This is a genomic window from Streptomyces sp. NRRL S-1813 (genome assembly GCF_000719605.1).
Classification (GTDB): domain Bacteria; phylum Actinomycetota; class Actinomycetes; order Streptomycetales; family Streptomycetaceae; genus Streptomyces; species Streptomyces decoyicus.
This window is the reverse complement of sequence record NZ_JOHB01000002.1, coordinates 243,866-260,793: the sequence shown is the minus strand read 5'-3', so window position 1 is coordinate 260,793 and position 16,928 is coordinate 243,866. Positions and strand designations below refer to the sequence as shown.

Below are 16,928 nucleotides of genomic sequence, written 5' to 3'. Positions count from 1 at the left end.
GTGCCGTGAAACGGCGACCGCCCCTCAAGGGGCCGGAGCCGATGTATCGGCAGACGCGTCACCCCTCGGCCATGAGTCCCTTGCGCAGGGTGGTGCAGGCGCGGGTCAGGAGGCGGGAGATGTGCATCTGGGAGAGGCCGAGCTCCTTTCCGATCTCGGCCTGCGTCATTTCCGCCCCGAAGCGCATCCGGAGAAGGGTGCGTTCGCGGTCATCGAGCTTGGCCAGATGCGGCTTGAGTGCCTGGATGTCTTCGGCCAGGGCCAGGGCGGGGTCCTCGGTGCCGATGAGGTCGGCGACAAGACCGGTCTGCTGCTTGCCGGCGGCTTGGATGGGCCGGTCTATGGAGTCGCTGTCGTAGCCGTTGCTGGCCACGAGCCCCTCTGTCACCTCTTCCTCCTCGAGACCGAGGTGGGCGGCGAGGTCGGCGGCGGACGGCTCGTGGCTGCCCTCGTTCTCCAGGTCTTCCCGGGCGCGGGCGAGGTCGATGCGGAGTTCCTGAAGGCGCCGGGGCACCCGCACCGACCAGGTGGTGTCGCGGAAGAACCGCTTGATCTCACCCTGGATGTAGGGGACCGCCAGCGTGGTGAACTCCACATCGCGGGACGGGTCATAGCGGTCGACGGCCTTGATCAGACCGATCGTCCCGACCTGGAGGACGTCCTCCATGGACTCCCGCCGGCTGGAGAAGCGGTGGGCGACATAGCGCACCAGGGTCAGGTTCATCTCGATAAGGGTGTTCCGCGCGTACTGGTACTCGGGGGTCCCCTCCTCCAGCTCCTGGAGCCGCTGGAGGAACTGCTTGGACAACTCCCGTGCGTCAGAAGGGGCAACGCGCTGCGGAACCTGGATCTGCGGCAGCACCGTCGGAGCCGGAACGGCACACTCCGGCGACGTGGTCTCCGGCTCCGTTCCCGCGGTCAAGGTGCTGTTGCTGCTCATGCTCTGGCTCCCGCCTGTTGCTGAGCCCCCGTCGCACGCTTCCCTACCCGCCGCTGCCACAGGCATGTCCGGTCGCCTCCCGTCGATTGCCCGTCCCTCCCCGGCATCCCTGCACCCCTGTACCCCTGCACCGCCCGACGCGCCGGGCCTCTCCTCAGTGCCGGGGTACTGCCTCCGGTCCTGCGGAGAGGAACAGCGGTGTGACCGAGGGGCGGACGCGCACGGTGCCACCGTCCCGTTGGACGGGCACACGGGTGCCGAGCGCATCGAGTCCTTGGACGGCCGGGTGGGGCCACGGCCAGTCGACGGGTGTCCCCGGTTCGTCCTCACCGGTGAAGACGTCCCCGGCGGCCCACAGGACGTGGAGCGGCCCGCGGCCCGCGCGTGACATCTCGAAGGCGTACAGGTCCGGGCGGCCTTCGACGTCGATGCGCCGGACGTGCGAGGTGCCGTCGAGGCAGGCGGCCAGGAGGGCGAAGGTGTCGGCGGACGGGTGGCGCCGGGTGAGGCCGGTGCCGTCGTAGTCCATCAGGGCCAGTCTGCCGAACAGGAATCCCATCATGTTCAGGCGGTCGCGGTAGCCCGGGATCTCCGGGGCCAGATTCCAGCAGGCCGTCCGGGTCACACCGGAGGCGAGGGCGAGGACGTTACGGGTGACGATCTGACGGCAGTTGATCCGGTCCCGCTTCGCGGCGAGCTCGGGCGGCCAGTCCTCCATGAACATCTGTAGCTGCGGCGGGAGTTGGGCCATACGGGCGTAGAGCGTGCGCATGGTCCTGCGGTCCGGGGCCTCGGGGGGCGCGTCGGGCGAGGTCGTGTGCGGTGCCCCGTCCAGAGGCCCGTCCGAGGTTGCGTCCGCGGGCCGCGCCCCGGGGGCGGCAGGGCCCTGCCCCGCGAACGCCGCCATCATCGTCTGCTGGAACACGCTCTGGGCCTCGGGGAATTCGAAGAGCGTCGGCCCGTTGTGCTCCCCCGCCACCACGGGCCGCTCATAGCCGTGCCGGCGCATCATGCCGCGGACGGATGCCACCTGGCCGGGGATGTCGTGCGGGTCACCGTAGAGATGGACGGAGAACAGATCGAAGGCGTCGCGGCCGTGCTCGACGACATGGTCGAAGAACTGCCGGGCCGGACTGTCGGCGGGACTGGAGAGCACGTCGTAGCCGCAGCCCCCGAGCACCACCGTCGCCTCCGGGTCCGCGCCGCGCACACAGCGGTGGAAGGCGGTGAGCTGCTCCACGTAGTCCGCCGCGGTCCCCGCCCACAGGAGGCCGGTGTTGCTGACGGCGGTCGCCAAGCGGCTCGGGCCCTACACGCCGATGGCGCTGTACCGCTACGTGCTCAGCAAGGACGGCCTGACCGACCTGATGCTGGACAGCGTCACGGCAGAGGTCCCGGTACCCGACGGGCCGGGCGACGACTGGCGCGCCGACCTCCACGCCGGGCCGTGGAGACCTGGGCAATGGTCAAGCGCCACCTCTGGTACGCCCAGCTCATGCCCACGCGCCCACCCCTGGGTTCGAGCTCAGCCTGGCGTTCCTTCTCGACGGCATCGCGACGCGCCTGCCGGGCGGGGAGGGCGGCGCCACACCGTGAGGACCGCCGGGAATTCCCTTGCCTGCGCGGTGGTCGCCATGTCATTCTACTTAATGCAACATCTGTAGCGGTAACGAACCGCTCAGACAACCGCTCAGGGGAGAACCCAGCCAATGCCCCGCCGTGCCGCCTCGTTCGAACAGTTTCCGGTCTCCGACGCCGACGCGGGCCCGTACGCCCTCGCCGTGGGCCCCGACGACGCCCTGTGGTGCACCTTGGTCCACGCCGGGGAGATCGCCCGCTGGACGCCGGACGGACACCTCGACCGCTACCCGCTCGATTCCGCATCCTGCGGGCCCTCCGTCATCACCCCGGGGCCCGATGGCGCGCTGTGGTTCACCCGGAGCCGGGACCATCGGATCGGACGGATCACCGTGGCCGGGGAGGCGACCTCGTTCCCCCTCCCGACTCCGGACAGCGGCCCGTTCGGCATGGTGTCCGCCGCCGACGGTGCGCTGTGGTTCACACAGCTGCACACCGACCGCATCGGGCGTATCACCACGGACGGACGGGTGACGGAGTTCCCGCTGCCCCTCAGCGGTGCCTTCCCCTCGGCGCTCACGACCGGCCCCGACGACGCCCTCTGGTTCACCCTCAATCAAGCACACGCGATAGGCCGCCTCAGCTTGGCGGGCGACTTCACCCTCCACCCACTCCCCACCGAGAACGCCGCACCGGTCGGCATCACGTGCGGTGCGGACGGCGCGCTGTGGTTCGTCGAGATAGGCGCCGGCCGGATCGGCCGGATCACCACGGACGGCCGGATAGCCGAATTCCCGCTGCCCGACCCGGCGTCCCGACCCCATGCCATCGTCGCCGGCCCGGCCGGTGACTGCTGGTTCACGGAATGGGGAGCCAACCGCATCGGGTCCATCACCCCCGACGGCCACATCGAGGAGTACGACTTGCCGACCCCCTCTTCCGAACCGCACGGCCTGGCCTTCGGGCGCGACGGCGCTCTCTACGTGGCGCTGGAAATCGGAGCGATAGCCCGCCTCGCGCTCTAGGGCCGGTCTCCCAGGCGAGCGGAACGGTTCGGCCGCTCCGGGTCCGCTGGGCCGAGGTCTCGTCGCGACGCTGCGCGGCGGATTCGGGCCGCCGACTCGTACCTCACCGCGGTGTCGCTGTCGGCAAGCTCCGTCTCGGTGTCACCATCGACAGCACAAGCATCGCCGCTGGGAGCAATGGCGACCGACGGTGCCACGACAAGGACAGCGCACGGGGCGAACGGCTCGGCGAGCTGCAACCCGAGGAGAGGTGCCGGAATGAGCAGTGCAGCCGCCCGGGGACGAATGCTGGGTGACCTGATCACCGCCAGCCATGTGATCGCGCTGGAGCAGCTGCCGGATGTGGTCGCCAGGCACGCGGCCCGGGTCGGCTGGCTGGACGCGCTGATCTACCTGGCCGATCTGCAACAGGATGTCCTGTGCCGGCTCGCCGGCCATGGGTCCGGAGGCGGGCCGGAGACGCCGCCGGATGTGGTGCGGGTGGAAGGCACCCTCGCCGGGCGGGCGTTCCAGACAGGCGGCATCGTCGGGAGCACCGCATCCGGGGCCGAGCAGTGGTGGGTGCCGTTGCTCGACGGCACCGAGCGGCTGGGGGTGATGCGCGCCTCGACCGCCCCGGGCACGGAGATGGATACCGAGGCCGCCCAGGACCTGCGCAACCTTGCCGGGCTGGTCGCCTTGATGATCGTCAGTAAGCGTGGGGCGAGCGACACCTACGCCCGGCTGGTACGGCGCCGGCGGATGAATGTGGCCGCGGAGATGGAGTGGCGCATCATGCCGCCCAGGACCTTCGCCACCGACCGGGTGCTGATCAGCGCGGTGATGGAACCCGCCTACGAGGTCAGCGGCGACGTCTTCGACTACGCCATCGCCGGCGAGACCGTGCACCTGGCGCTCTTCGACGCCATGGGCCACGACACGGCAGCCGGGCTGACCGCGAACCTCGCGGTCGCCGCCAGCCGCAACCAGCGCCGGCAGAGCCCCGGCCTCCTGCGGATCGCCGAGGCCGTGGAACGAGCCCTGGTGGAACAATTCGGCACGCACCGCTATGCCACGGGCATCCTGGCCGAGCTGGACTCCACCACCGGGGTACTGACCTGGACCAGCCTCGGGCACCCTCCGCCGGTCATCATCCGTAAAGGACGCACCGCCCTGAGCCTGGTCGGCCCGCCCGCCCCGCCCATGGGCACCGACCTGGGTCTGCCGCCCACCCTGTACCGGGACCAGCTGGAGCCCGGGGACCGTCTGCTGCTCTACACCGACGGCATCACCGAAGCCCGCAACAGCGAAGGCCGGGAATTCGGCCTGGCGGGCTTCACCGACTTCCTCATCCAGCACCATGCCGACGGACTGCCCGTGCCGGAGACCCTGCGCCGTCTGATCAGGCGCCATCTCGCCCACCACGACGGGCGGCTCGGCGACGACGCCACGGTCCTGCTGCTGGAATGGAGCGGCCCCACCCCCTACCGCCCCGCCCGCGTCGAAGCCCTCGCCGGCCTCCCGGAGCACACCACCGCCGACACCACCATGCCCTCCCCCTGGACCGTGCCCGGCAGAGACGTCCTCTGAGGCGCCGGGGCCACGGGTCCCGGGCAGAACCAGCGGTTCCCTCCTCGGCCGGAGGCCACCGGAGTGCACCCCCGACGACGGGGCAGAAGCGCTCTGGAGGTCACACATGCCATCGACTGCTGCGGTACCCCGGATCGGACGACGCACAGCTCACCGTGCCGCACGCAGCCCGGCGGTACGGGCCGCGGCACGCGGTGGCTTCGCGGCCCGCGGCGTGATCTACCTCCTCGTGGGGGTGCTGGCGCTACGGATCGCCTTCGGCGACTCCGGTGAGCAGGCCGATCGCGGCGGGGCGCTGACGGAAATCGCCTCCCGGCCGTTCGGCAACGTACTGATATGGGCGCTCGGCCTGGGTCTGGCGGGGATGGCGCTGTGGCGCCTGTCCGAGGCAGGGTTCGGCGCGGCCGGGCCCGAGGGGCACAAGGCGGGAACGCGACTGCTGTCCCTCGCCCGTTGCCTCTTCTACGCCGTGGTGTCGTTCTCCGTGCTGTCGTTCGCGGCGGGGAAGCAGGGCAGCGGGAGCGGTGCGAGCGACCAGCAGTCCCGGGATGCCACGGCCAAGGCTCTGGACCTGCCCGGCGGTCCCTGGCTGGTGGCCGCCGCGGGCGTGGGAATCGCCGTGGCCGGCATCTGGATCGCGGTACGGGCGATCCTGCGCACGTTCCACAAGAACCTCGACCGGAGCGGAATGTCGCACCGCGTCAGGCGCGGTGTCGATGTCCTCGGCGTAGCGGGTGGCATCGCCCGCGGTGGTGTGTTCGCGGTCGCCGGCACGTTCGTCGTCAGGGCCGCGGTCACCTACGACCCCGGCAGGGCCAAGGGCATGGACGACACGCTCCGCTCCCTCGCCGACACCGCGGCGGGCCCCTGGCTGCTGGCCGCCATCGCCACAGGTCTGGCCCTGTTCGGCGGCTTCTCCTTCGCGATGGCCCGGTGGCGCAACGTCTGAACGGCCGAGGCGGGCCGGCCCCGCCGTCCCGCAGAATCATCACAGACGTGCAGCACATCCAACACGTCCCACCCGTCCAGCACTCCCCGCCCCATGACAGGAGCCCCCGTCGTATGACCGAGACCCACCAGAACGCCCCGGCGGCGCCGGCCGTCTTTCGCGCGGAGGCCTTTGTCCGAAGCGGCCACTGGCACCTCGAAGTCGCCAGCCTCGACAGCGAACCCGCCACCGGCGACACCGAAGCCCTGCTCGTCACGCTGTGGCCCGCCGAGGACACCCCCGACGGCAGCGGCTTCCCCGCCGCCTCCCTCGGCGAAAAGCTGCTCGACAACGGCTTCGCTCTCGCCGACCCCGGCCGGGGCACCGGCGGCTGGACGCCCACCGGCGACCGGGGCCGTTACGCCGCCTCGTGCTACGCGACGAGCGAGGCGACCGCTTGACGCGTCGCCGGTTCCCCGGCCGCCGGAAGACGTAACTCCCTCCCGTTACGGTCCTGTTCGCTGATCAGGGTCGAGGTGGCACCGGAGGGGCAAGCCGGGTGTTCCTTGCCCCTCCGGGCCCGCCGGTCAGCCGGTCTGGAGGGCCGCGTCGTCGATGACGAAGCTGGTCTGGAGGCTGCTGTCCTCGGCGGCGGCGAAGGTCACGGTGATCCGCTGCCCGATGTAGGGAGTCAGGTCCAGGGTGCGCTGGGTGTAGCCGCTCGATGCGTCGGTGTTGGAGAGGGTCGTCAGGGTGGTGCTGTCCACCTTGACCTTGAAGGTGTCGTAGGCGACGCGGTCGGTCTCGTCGGTGTCGATGTGCAGCCAGTAGGTCAAGGTGGCCTTGCTGCATCCGGCAGGCACGGTCACCGACTGGCCGAGGGATTCGGTGGCGGAGCGGCCGTAGCCGCCGAGCCAGGCGAACCTGCTGCCGCCGTGGGCGGACTGGCCGGCGTGCGCGCCGATCGCCCCGGTGTCGCCCGTCCAGGGTGTGGTGCCGTTCTCGAATCCGCCGTTCGCCACCAGCTGTTGGGCGGTGCAGCCTCCGGCCCCCTTGACCGTGAGGGTGTAGAGCGTGGTGTGGGTGACGGCCCCGGTGCCGGTGACATTGAGGGTGTAGGTGCCGGCTGCCGCGCCCGACGTCGTGGCGACGGTCATGGTGGAGCTGCTGCCCGAGGTCACGGAGGCGGGGCTGAAGGAGACGGTCACACCGGCCGGTGCGCCCGAGGCCGACAGCGCCACCGTCTGGGCGGACCCGCTGGTCGTTGCCGTGGAAATGGTGCTGGTGGCCGAGGCGCCCGGGTCGACGCTGCCGGAGGAGGGACCGGCGGTCAGGGAGAAGTCGTTCGCCGGGATGGTGCCGCCGACGGCGAGCTTCCACAGGGTGTAGGCGATGCCGTCGACGCTGCGGTTGAGTCCCGTGGCGTTGATGTTGCCCGTGGTGTCACAGGACTGGTGGTAGCAGGGGTCGTAGGCACGGCTGGCGGTGCCGCCCCACTTGGCCGCCTGCGCCGAGGTCTTCCGGGCGCTGGCGCCCATCGCATATCCGGAGGTGGGGATGCCCGCCTGCTCGAAGGAGTAGTCGTCGGAGCGGCCGGCGCCCTCGGTGTTCTCCTCGGGCTGGAGATTGAGGGAGTCCCAGTACGCCTTCATCGGCTGGGCCGCGGTGGAGGTCAGGTGGTTGATGAAGTAGCCGCCGTTGGTGGAGGCGATCATGTCGAAGTTGTAGTACGCCTTGATCTTCGACCGCTCGGCGGAGGAGAGCGAACGGACGTAGAAGTCGGAGCCGTTGAGGCCCTGCTCCTCGTCCGTCCACCAGCCGAACCGGACGCGGGCCGCCATGGTGGGGTGCTGTTCGGCGAGGGCGAGCGCGGTCTCCAGCAGCGCGGCCGAGCCGGAGCCGTTGTCGTTGATGCCCGGTCCCGCCCCGACGCTGTCGAGGTGGGCGCCGAACATGTACACCTTGGTGGCGTCGCCCTGCGGCCATTCGGCGATCAGGTTGGGTCCGGCCCCGGAGGCGCAGCCGGAGGTGCAGGGCTGCTCGGTGACGGTGTAACCGGCCGCCTGTAGCTTGCTCTTGGCGTAGGCGACGGAGTCCCGGTAGCCCTGTCCGCTGGATTTGCGGGTGCCGCCGTTACGGGTGGCGATGTTGTTCAGCTCGGTGAGGTGCGCCTGGACCTTGGTCACGTCGATGTCCGGGGCATCGGCGGCCCGGTCGACGGCCGATATCGCGGAGGCGGGCGGATGGGGTGGCGGGCTGGTCTCCGATGTGGCCGCTGCCGTGGGGGCTACGGCCAGCAGGGCCGCTCCCATGGTGACGGCGACGGATACGCCGGCCACCGCGAGTCTTCGAAACACCATGGCTCCTTGAGGGGGTAGGGAGTACTACCGACGGAGGTTCTGGTGGAGCACCGGGCCACGGCAGCGTCTTCGTCCGGCCGGCTTCGGCAACGTGGGGGCAGTCTCTGCGCGGCGGGAGAACGGCATGTCCATGACTCAGGCCGCCGTACCATCACACCGCGGCACCCGCCGCGTCAACGGATGTCCCAGCGCAACGCGGTATTTGTCGAAAAACGGCAGGTGGCGCCCGATATCCGGGCACGTGCCGCGGCCCGGGGGCGGCTTCGGACTCCCCCGGCCACGACGAACCCCCGCCCTGCGCACGGCAGGACGGGGGCGGTCGGCGGGGCAGACCGGGCGGGTGCGCCGCCCGCGGCTACAGGAAGCTGACGTTCTGGGCGAGGGCGAGCCTGCTGGAGTAGTTGATGGTGTTGGTGGCGGAGCGCATGTAGGCGCGCCAGGCGTCGGAGCCGGACTCGCGGCCGCCCCCGGTCTCCTTCTCGCCGCCGAAGGCACCGCCGATCTCGGCGCCGGAGGTGCCGATGTTGACGTTGGCGATGCCGCAGTCCGACCCCTCCGCGGACAGGAAGAGCTCGGCTTCCTGCTGGTCGCGGGTGAAGATGCTGGACGAGAGGCCCTGCGGGACGTCGTTGTGCAGGGCGATGGCCTGTTCCAGGGTGTCGTAGGTCTGCACGTACAGGATGGGCGCGAAGGTCTCTTCGCGGACGACGTCGGTCTGTTCGTCGACGCGGACGATGACCGGCTCGACGTAAGCGGCCCGGGGTGCGGCGTCGGCGAGGCGCCGGTTGCCGCCTGCGAGAATCTTGCCGCCCTCGGCCCGTGCCCGGGTGAGGGCGTCCTGCATGGTGTCCAGGGCGGTGGTCGAGACGAGGGGCCCGACGAGGGTGGTCTCGTCGAAGGGGTCGCCGATCGGGAGCTTCTGGTAGGCGGCGGTCAGCCGTGCGATCAGGGTGTCGGCGATGTCCCGGTGGACGATGAGCCGGCGCAGGGTGGTGCAGCGCTGCCCCGCGGTGCCGGCCGCGGCGAAGACGATGCCCTGAACGGCGAGGTCGAGGTCGGCGGAGGGTGCGACGACGGCGGCGTTGTTGCCGCCGAGTTCGAGCAGGCTCCGTCCGAAGCGGGCGGCGACGCGGGGGCCGACCTCACGTCCCATGCGGGTGGAGCCGGTGGCGCTGATCAGCGCGATACGGGGATCGTCGACGAGCTTTTCGCCGATGGCGCGGTCGCCCAGCAGCAGGCGGTGCACATCGCGGGGGGCGCCGACCTCTTCGGCCGCCCGGGCCAGCAGCCGGTCGCAGGCGAGCGAGATCAGGGAGGTGAGCTCGGAGGGCTTCCAGATCACGGTGTCGCCGCAGGCCAGGGCCACGGCGGTGTTCCATGACCACACCGCGGCGGGGAAATTGAACGCGGAGATGACGCCGACCACGCCCAGGGGGTGCCAGGTCTCGGCGAGACGGTGACCGGGGCGCTCGGAGGCGATCGTACGGCCGTAGAGCTGGCGGGAGAGGCCGACGGCGAAGTCGCAGATGTCGATCATTTCCTGGACCTCGCCGAGCGCCTCGGAGCGGATCTTGCCCGCTTCGATGGTGATGAGGTCGGCCAGCTCGTTCTTGTGGTCACGCAGCAACTCGCCCAGGCGGCGTACGAGTTCGCCGCGGCGGGGCGCCGGCGTGGTGCGCCAGGTGAGGAACGCCTCACGGGTGGCGGCGATGGCCTCCTCGGTGTCCTCGGCGGTGGCCGCGCGCAGGCCGAAGAGGTCTTCGCCGGTGATGGGGCTGCGGGCGGAGAAGTCGCCCCCTTCTGGGACGGTGACGCCGATGGTGGCCAGGCTGATGCGGGCACGGGTGCGCAGGTCCTCGGTGGTGGGGAGGATGGTGCTGGTCATGGTGCTCCCTTGGGGTGTTGAGGGGTGCGGGTGGCGGTCAGGCGGGTGCAGCGTCGAGTCCGAGTTCCCGGGCGACCTGCGCGAGGGAGCGGTTCTGCTGCTCCTCGTAGAGGTCGAAGGGGTCCAGGACGTCGCGGCCGAGGGCGTCGGAGAGCCATGCGCTGTCATATGCGGCGCCCTGCTGGTCCTGGTTCCTGGAGCCTTCGTCGCTGAGATTGGACTGGAAGATGCCGGCCGCGGAGCGGGGCAGGAAGTCCTCGTAGACGAGGGGTTCGGCCCGGACCCAGCCCTGCTCCAGCAGGTCATGGAGCCCGGCGGGCGGCCGGCTCCCGTCCTGCGGGCGGCCGGGCGCGACGTGATAGGTGAAGTGCGCCAGGCCTTGTACGGCGAGGGCCTGCTCGCTGTCGGGAAGTTCTTCCGCCCACAGGGCGCGGGCGAGTTCGGCCCGGTCGGTGTACGGCAGGCGGGCGGCCTGCTCGTCGACGCGGGCGAGCAACCGGTCGTAGCGGGCCCGGCCCTCGCGGCTGAGGGCGATACCGCGCGCCTCGACCTCTCCGAAACGCACCCGCAGGGCTCCGCTGATCACGTCGCCGTCCGGGGTGCGCAGGGCGCGGGGCTCGGCGAGTGCACGGAAGGAGGTCTGCCGCAGCAGGACGTCGGGGCCCTTCCAGCGGGGCGGTCCCTGAATGGTGTCGATCATCTCGATACCACGCTCGGTCATGCGCCGGTAGAGCTCGTCGATGTCCAGGACGCGCGGAGTGAGGTGGTTGATATGGGTGCTGCGCACACCCCCGATGTCCGCGGCGACGGCGGAGACCCGTTCCAGGGCGGCGTACCACGCCTGGTCGACCGGCTCCGGGGAGAGTTCGAAGGCCCGCACGGCGAGTTGGAGGAACCGTTCGGCGTCCGCTTCGGGCAGTTCCCCGGCGGCTTCCGCGCGGTCGGCGAGGACCAGCAGCTCCGAGGGGAAGAGCTGACGGCCGGCGAGGAAGTTCTCCAGGCGGGCGCGCAGGTCGGGGTCGAAGAACCGGGGGTCGGCGGGGGTGAGCATGGAGGTGAAGACGCGGAACGGGTTTCGGGCCAGTTCCTCGCCGTCGACGGGGCGGAACGCGGTCGACACGACGGGTACCGCGCTGGCGGCGGCTTCACGCAGATCGTAGAAGCCGACCGGGTACATGCCCAGGGCGCCGAAGATGCGGGCGACCTGCCGGAGTTCCTCGGGAGTGCCGACGCGGATGGCTCCGTGCCGTTCGGCGGTCACCCGGCTGATGGACCCCAGGCGCTCGGCGTCGGCCCCCTGCGCCCGTAGCACGTCCTCGTTGACCTCGCGTGAGACCTCCACGAGCGTGGTGTAGGCGGGCACCTCCCGCCCGTACATGTCCGAGAGCCGCTGGGCGAATGCGGCACGCAGTTGCCACTGGCTGATCATCGCGGGTCGTCCTTCCTTCGGGGGTTCACACCACGTGGATTTCGGGGCGGGTCCGTACACCGGTCGTGAAGCGGTCGGCGCAGAACGGGGTGACATCGATGAACGGGGTGCGCTCCAGGTGGATATCGCGCATGATCTCGCCGACGGCGGGGGCCTGGAGGAATCCATGGCCGGAAAACCCGGTGGCGTACAGGAAGTTGTGCGGTGCGCCGGCGCGTCCGATCAGTGCGTTGTGGTCCGGGGTGACCTCGTACAGTCCGGCCCAGCCGCTGGTGGTCTCCATGTCGGCGAGGGCGGGGGCCCGGCGCTGTACGGCGGCTCGGAACAGCGTGAGCCAGTCCGGTGTCCAGGTGGTGTCGAAGCCGTCGGCCTGGTCGGGATCGGCGAGGCCGAACAGCAGTCCGTCGTCGCTGTTGTGGAAGTAGGCCGTCGAGGCGAAGTCGATGGTGAACGGGATGCGCGGGGCGGGCGGCGTGAGCGGCGCGGTGAAGGCGAGCTGGCGGCGCACCGGGCGCACCGGGAGGTGGACGCCCGCCATCGCGCCGAGCCGCTCGGACCAGGCGCCCGCGGCGCAGATGACCGTGGAGCAGGAGATCCGGCCGTGGTCGGTGTGGACGGCAGTGACCCGGTCGCCGGTGGTGTCGAGGCCCGTGACGGTGGTGTGCGTGGCGAAGACGACCCCGGCCCGGGCTGCGGCGCGCGCGTAGCCCTGGACCGCGAGTCCGGGCCGGGCGTGGCCGTCGGTCGGCGAGTAGGCGGCGGCCACCAGCCCGTCGGTGCTGAGGTAGGGGCACAGCTGGTGTGCCTCGCGGGGACCGATCATGCGGCTGGGGACGCCGAGGCTGTTCTGGATCCGGACGGCGGTCTCGAAATCCGCGGCCTGCTGATCGCTGGTGAGCGCGAAGAGATAGCCGACGCTGTCCAGCCGGATGTCGGCACCGGGGCGCTGCCCGAAGTCCTGCCAGGCGCGCAGACTCCGGCTGCCGAGTTCGATGTTGAGCGGGTCGGAGAACTGCGCCCGTACTCCGCCGATCGGCTTGCCGGAGCTGCCGCTGCCCAGCTCGCCGCGCTCGACGACGACGATGTGGTGCACCCCGGCCTCGGCCAGGTGGTACGCGATGCTGGTGCCCATCACACCGCCGCCGAGGATCACGACGTCGGCGGTCGGCGGCACGGTGCGGGACATGGAGGACATGGACAAGAGGCCGATCCCTTCCAGAGGCCGAAGCCGGCGCCGGGGGCATCCGTCCGGCGCGTGGGCTGGGGCTGTCGGTGCATGGCAAGAAGCGCTGATCAGCTAGCTGCCCGTCATCGTGCAGCACCGCAACCGTTGACGTCTACGAACAGTTAGTGCGTCTGATCTATTACGATCTCTATATGGACTGGACGAGTGCCCAGCTGCGGTCCCTGGTGGAGCTGACCCGGCGCGGGACGATCACTGCGGCGGCACAGGCCCTTGGATACACGCCCGGCGGGGTGTCCCAGCAGATCGCCGCGCTGGAGAAGGCCGCGGGCATGGAGCTGCTGCGGCGGGTCGGGCGACGGGTGGAGCTCACCGACGCCGGCCGGACGCTGGCGTGTCACGCCGAGCGGATTCTGTCGACGGAGGCGGAGGCCGTCGAGGCTCTGGAGCGCACCCGCCAGGAGATTTCCGGGGTGCTCCAGGTGGGGCTGTTCGCCACGGCAGCCGCCGAGCTCCTGCCGCCGGCGCTACAGGAGGTACGGCGGGTCCATCCCGGACTGACGGTGCACAGCCGAGATATGGATGTGGACGAGGTGCACGACGCGGTCGCGTCCGGAGCGGTGGACCTGGCACTCGGCCTGGACTACCCGGACGTGCCCATTCCGCGCGAGCCCGCTCTCCAGGTGCGGCAGCTGTACCGCGAGCGGTTCGCGCTGGCGGTACCCGCCGGGTCGATGGACGGACGCGAGGTGGTCGGCCTGGCGGAGACACAGGATCTGGGGTGGATCCTGCCGTCCGCCGACAGCTACTACGGCCGCGCGGTGCGCACCGCCTGCCGACGAGCGGGCATCGAACCCCGTGTCCAGCACGAAGTGACCGATACCGCGGCCACGCTGGCGCTCGTCGAGGCGGGTATCGGGGTGAGCACGGTGACCGACCTGATGCTCGGCCTGCGCGCGTCACGCCTCGATGTCGTGCGGCTGCGGGAACGGGTCGAACGGCACATCGTGGTGATGTGCCGTTCCTCCGTCGAACACCGGCCCACGGTGGCGGCGCTGGTCGAGGTCCTGCGGGCGGTGTGCGGGGCCCGGCACGACACCCCCGCCCGGCCGCCGGACTCGCTCAACAAGCCTGGCCCGCGGAGGAGTTGACCCGACCCGCCGAACAAGGTGCCCTTTACACGAGAGCCCGGCCTTCTCACCCTGCGGCGCTCCGGCACCAGTACTGCTTGCCCTCAGCCACGCAAGTTGTCGCGCTGGGATCCCTTTTGCCGGGGAGGATCGTGAGTGATGGTTTCAGGCCAGTGGTGACCCACGCCACGACGGTGGCCCGTCGTGCCGCCGTTGCCTGACAGGGAGCGAGCGATGTCCCCCCATCACACCCCGAAGTCTCCCCTCTCCGCGTTGCCGGGAAGAGGACCCCAGGGAATTTTCAGGCGCACACTTCCCCATGAACAGCCCACCGATGAGCGTATGGTGCGCACCCTCGGCCTCACCCAGCTGACGATGATCGGCATCGGCGCCATCATCGGGGCAGGCATTTTCAGCCTGGCCGCGGCCGTCGCCCGGGACGTCGCCGGCCCCGCCGTCCTCGTCTCGTTTCTCGTGGCCGGTGCCGCCTCGCTCTGTGCGGCCTTCGCCTATGCCGAGTTCGCCGGAATGGTGCCGAAGGCCGGCTCGTCCTACACCTACTGCGCCGCGGTTCTCGGGGAGATCGTGGGCTGGATCGTGGGCTGGGACCTGCTGCTGGAGTACACCGCCATCGTCGCCGTCGTGGCGATCGGGATGTCGGGCTATCTGGGATTTCTGCTGGAGGCCGTCGGCATCCACCTGCCGGCCTGGGCGCTGGGCGCCCCCGGCACCGGAGCCGGCCACCGGGTCGATCTGCTCGCGGTGGCGATCTGTCTCGGCGTGGCCTGGCTGCTGAACCGCGGCACCCGCACTTCGGCCCGGGTGGAGACGGTGCTGACCGTCATCAAGATCGCCATCGTGCTGCTGGTGATCGTGGTCGGCTTCACCAAGGTCGACAGCGGCAATCTGCATCCTTTCGCGCCGTTCGGATTCGGCGGGGCCTTCACCGGGGCGGCCACGGTCTTCTTCGCCGTGTTCGGCTATGACGCGTTGAGCACGGCCGCCGAGGAATCGGTGGAGGCGCGGCGCAAACTGCCGAAGGCGATGATGCTGTCGCTGGCGGTCTCCATGGTGCTGTACGTGCTGGTCTGCATCGTGCTCACCGGGATGCAGCACTACAGCAAGCTCAACCCGAACAGTGGCATCGCCAGCGCGTTCCAGAGCGTGGGGATGACCGGGCTGGCCAACGTGATCGCCGTCGGCGCGGTCATCGGCATCGTCACCGTGACCTTCTCCTTCATGATGGGTGCCTCCCGCCTGTGGTACGCGCTCAGCCGCGACGGGCTGATGCCCGCGTGGTTCGGTGCCATCCACCCCCGGCGCAAGGTTCCGCACCGCGCCACCTGGCTGATCGGCATCGTCTCCGCCGTGCTGGCCGGTCTGCTGCCCATCAACGCGGTCGCCGAACTCACCAACATCGGAGTGCTTCTGGCATTCGTGGTGGTCTCCGCTTCCATGCTGCTGCTGCGCTACCGCAAGCCCCACCTCAAGCGCACCTTCCGCTGCCCTGGGATGCCGGTGGTGCCCGTCCTCGGCATGGCCTTCTCCGTCTGGCTGATGTCGTTCCTCCAGTGGGAGACCTGGGTGCGGCTCAGCGGCTGGCTGGTCGTGGGCCTGATCATCTACGCCGCGTACGGCTACCGCCGCACCCGCAAGGTCATGCCGGGCGGCTCGGTGGATCTCGACGCCCTGGACGACATGACCGAGTCCGACGAACCCGAGCCCGCACCGGCCCGTTGAGAGGCGGTCGGCCGACGCCGCCGGTGTGCCGCCGCTCCCCCGCCCCGGGAGCGGCGGTCCCCGCCGTCGGCCGGACCTCACTCGTCGTCCGCCGGGTGCAGATACGGCTCGCCGGCGGGCACCGCCCCCCGCAGACATCCGAGGACGGTGGGGAGCAGCGGGTTGCTGTTCTCGCTGCGGTGCAGCGCCATCACCCTGCGGTGTGCCGAGCGCTGGGTGACCCGGGTGGCCTCGATGCCCTCCCCGGGGACATGGCCGAGCGCCGGGACCACGGCCACGCCGAGTCCTGCCGACACCAGCTCCCGCACCACGTCGTAGTTGTTGCTGCGGAAGGCGACGGCGGCGTCGAATCCCGCTGCCGCGCAGAGGCGGACGAACGACCGGGCCCCGGCGGTGTCCTCCCGGCTGGTGATCCAGCGGGCCCGGGACAGCTGGGACAGCTGCGCGCTCAGGCCACTGTCGCGGGCCCTGAGCAGGACGAGGTCCTCGCTCAGCAGGTGATGGCGGGTCAGTCCGTCGGGCCACTGGCGGGGGCTGAGCCCGTACTCGTAGACGAGCGCGACATCGAGATCCCCGTGGCTGAGCGCGGTGATGAGCTCTTCGGGCTCGCCCTCCTCCAGCTGGATCTGTGCCCGTGGGTGGCTTTCGACGAGGGCGGACAGCGCGGCGGGCACCAGCCGGACGTCGGCGGTGGGAAAGCTGCCCAGCCGCAGCCGGCCGGTGACACCGGTGGCGAGCTCCTGCACCTGGTGGTCCAGATCGTCCATCGCCGCCAGTACGTGGGTGCTGAGGTCGACCAGTCGGTGGGCTGCGGCCGTGGGACGGATCCCGTGCGCCTCCCGCTCGAACAGCACCAGCCCGGTCTCCTTCTCCAGGGCGGAGATCTGCTGTGAGATGGCGGACGCGGTGTAGCCGAGGTCGCGGGCCGCCAGGGCGAACGAGGCGCTGTGGACGACGGCCTTCAGTGTGAGCAGATGCAGTGGCTTCAGCAACGCGGGCTCCCAAGAACGCGGGAGGCGAGCATAAACACCGGCCGCCCTCGGCGGCGAGCATAAGTTTTCGTTGCCCTCAAGCATGAATTCTTTCGCTCTGCTGGGCCTTGTCCCGCGCCCGCGGCGGCCCGCATCGTGAACGGGACCAGGCCGAAGGCGACCGGTGAGC

Annotated in this window: 13 protein-coding genes; 6 read left to right on the top strand and 7 right to left on the bottom strand. The window is 70.6% G+C overall.

Annotation, left to right across the window (positions count from 1 at the left end; translation table 11 throughout):
• Window positions 1-58: 58 nt before the first annotated feature.
• On the bottom strand, window positions 59-940 hold the full coding sequence (locus IF67_RS0105835; protein ID WP_030982812.1) for a SigB/SigF/SigG family RNA polymerase sigma factor: 882 nt from the start codon (window positions 938-940) through the stop codon (window positions 59-61).
• A 154-nt stretch (window positions 941-1,094) separates the two neighbouring features.
• Window positions 1,095-2,237, bottom strand: a complete 1,143-nt coding sequence (locus IF67_RS0105830) for a hypothetical protein (RefSeq protein ID WP_030982811.1) — start codon at window positions 2,235-2,237, stop codon at window positions 1,095-1,097.
• 412 nt (window positions 2,238-2,649) lie between these two features.
• On the opposite strand from IF67_RS0105830, the gene IF67_RS0105825 reads away from it, so the two are divergent.
• The 4 genes from IF67_RS0105825 to IF67_RS0105810 all read left to right on the top strand — a co-directional run bounded on the left by IF67_RS0105825 (window position 2,650) and on the right by IF67_RS0105810 (window position 6,501).
• Window positions 2,650-3,543, top strand: coding sequence for a virginiamycin B lyase (locus IF67_RS0105825; RefSeq protein ID WP_030982809.1), 894 nt, complete (start codon window positions 2,650-2,652; stop codon window positions 3,541-3,543).
• Window positions 3,544-3,828: 285 nt separating this feature from the next.
• Window positions 3,829-5,112, top strand: a complete 1,284-nt coding sequence (locus tag IF67_RS0105820) for a PP2C family protein-serine/threonine phosphatase (RefSeq protein WP_030982807.1) — start codon at window positions 3,829-3,831, stop codon at window positions 5,110-5,112.
• Window positions 5,113-5,218: 106 nt separating this feature from the next.
• Window positions 5,219-6,061 (top strand): DUF1206 domain-containing protein, encoded by an 843-nt coding sequence (locus tag IF67_RS0105815; protein ID WP_030982806.1) that lies wholly within the window; start codon window positions 5,219-5,221, stop codon window positions 6,059-6,061.
• A 113-nt stretch (window positions 6,062-6,174) separates the two neighbouring features.
• Entirely contained in the window at window positions 6,175-6,501 is a 327-nt protein-coding gene (locus tag IF67_RS0105810) for a hypothetical protein (protein WP_030982804.1), read from the top strand.
• Between the two features lie 126 nt (window positions 6,502-6,627).
• Here the strand turns inward: IF67_RS0105810 and IF67_RS0105805 are convergent, their stop codons facing one another.
• The 4 genes from IF67_RS0105805 to IF67_RS0105790 all read right to left on the bottom strand — a co-directional run bounded on the left by IF67_RS0105805 (window position 6,628) and on the right by IF67_RS0105790 (window position 12,909).
• On the bottom strand, window positions 6,628-8,400 hold the full coding sequence (locus IF67_RS0105805) for a M28 family peptidase (RefSeq protein WP_030982803.1): 1,773 nt from the start codon (window positions 8,398-8,400) through the stop codon (window positions 6,628-6,630).
• Window positions 8,401-8,755: 355 nt separating this feature from the next.
• Complete coding sequence (locus tag IF67_RS0105800; protein ID WP_030982801.1) at window positions 8,756-10,285, bottom strand: aldehyde dehydrogenase family protein; 1,530 nt, start codon at window positions 10,283-10,285, stop codon at window positions 8,756-8,758.
• A 37-nt stretch (window positions 10,286-10,322) separates the two neighbouring features.
• Complete coding sequence (locus tag IF67_RS0105795) at window positions 10,323-11,714, bottom strand: VOC family protein (RefSeq protein ID WP_030982799.1); 1,392 nt, start codon at window positions 11,712-11,714, stop codon at window positions 10,323-10,325.
• A gap of 25 nt (window positions 11,715-11,739) precedes the next feature.
• Window positions 11,740-12,909, bottom strand: coding sequence for an NAD(P)/FAD-dependent oxidoreductase (locus tag IF67_RS0105790; RefSeq protein ID WP_030982798.1), 1,170 nt, complete (start codon window positions 12,907-12,909; stop codon window positions 11,740-11,742).
• A gap of 182 nt (window positions 12,910-13,091) precedes the next feature.
• On the opposite strand from IF67_RS0105790, the gene IF67_RS0105785 reads away from it, so the two are divergent.
• Both IF67_RS0105785 and IF67_RS0105780 read left to right on the top strand, forming a co-directional pair.
• The gene (locus tag IF67_RS0105785) at window positions 13,092-14,048 is read left to right on the top strand and encodes a LysR family transcriptional regulator (RefSeq protein ID WP_051817721.1); all 957 of its coding nucleotides are present in this window, start codon (window positions 13,092-13,094) and stop codon (window positions 14,046-14,048) included.
• A 321-nt stretch (window positions 14,049-14,369) separates the two neighbouring features.
• The gene (locus tag IF67_RS0105780; protein ID WP_030982795.1) at window positions 14,370-15,767 is read left to right on the top strand and encodes an amino acid permease; all 1,398 of its coding nucleotides are present in this window, start codon (window positions 14,370-14,372) and stop codon (window positions 15,765-15,767) included.
• 77 nt (window positions 15,768-15,844) lie between these two features.
• On the opposite strand, the gene IF67_RS0105775 is transcribed toward IF67_RS0105780, so the two are convergent.
• Entirely contained in the window at window positions 15,845-16,759 is a 915-nt protein-coding gene (locus tag IF67_RS0105775) for a LysR family transcriptional regulator (protein ID WP_030982793.1), read from the bottom strand.
• Window positions 16,760-16,928 lie beyond the last annotated feature (169 nt).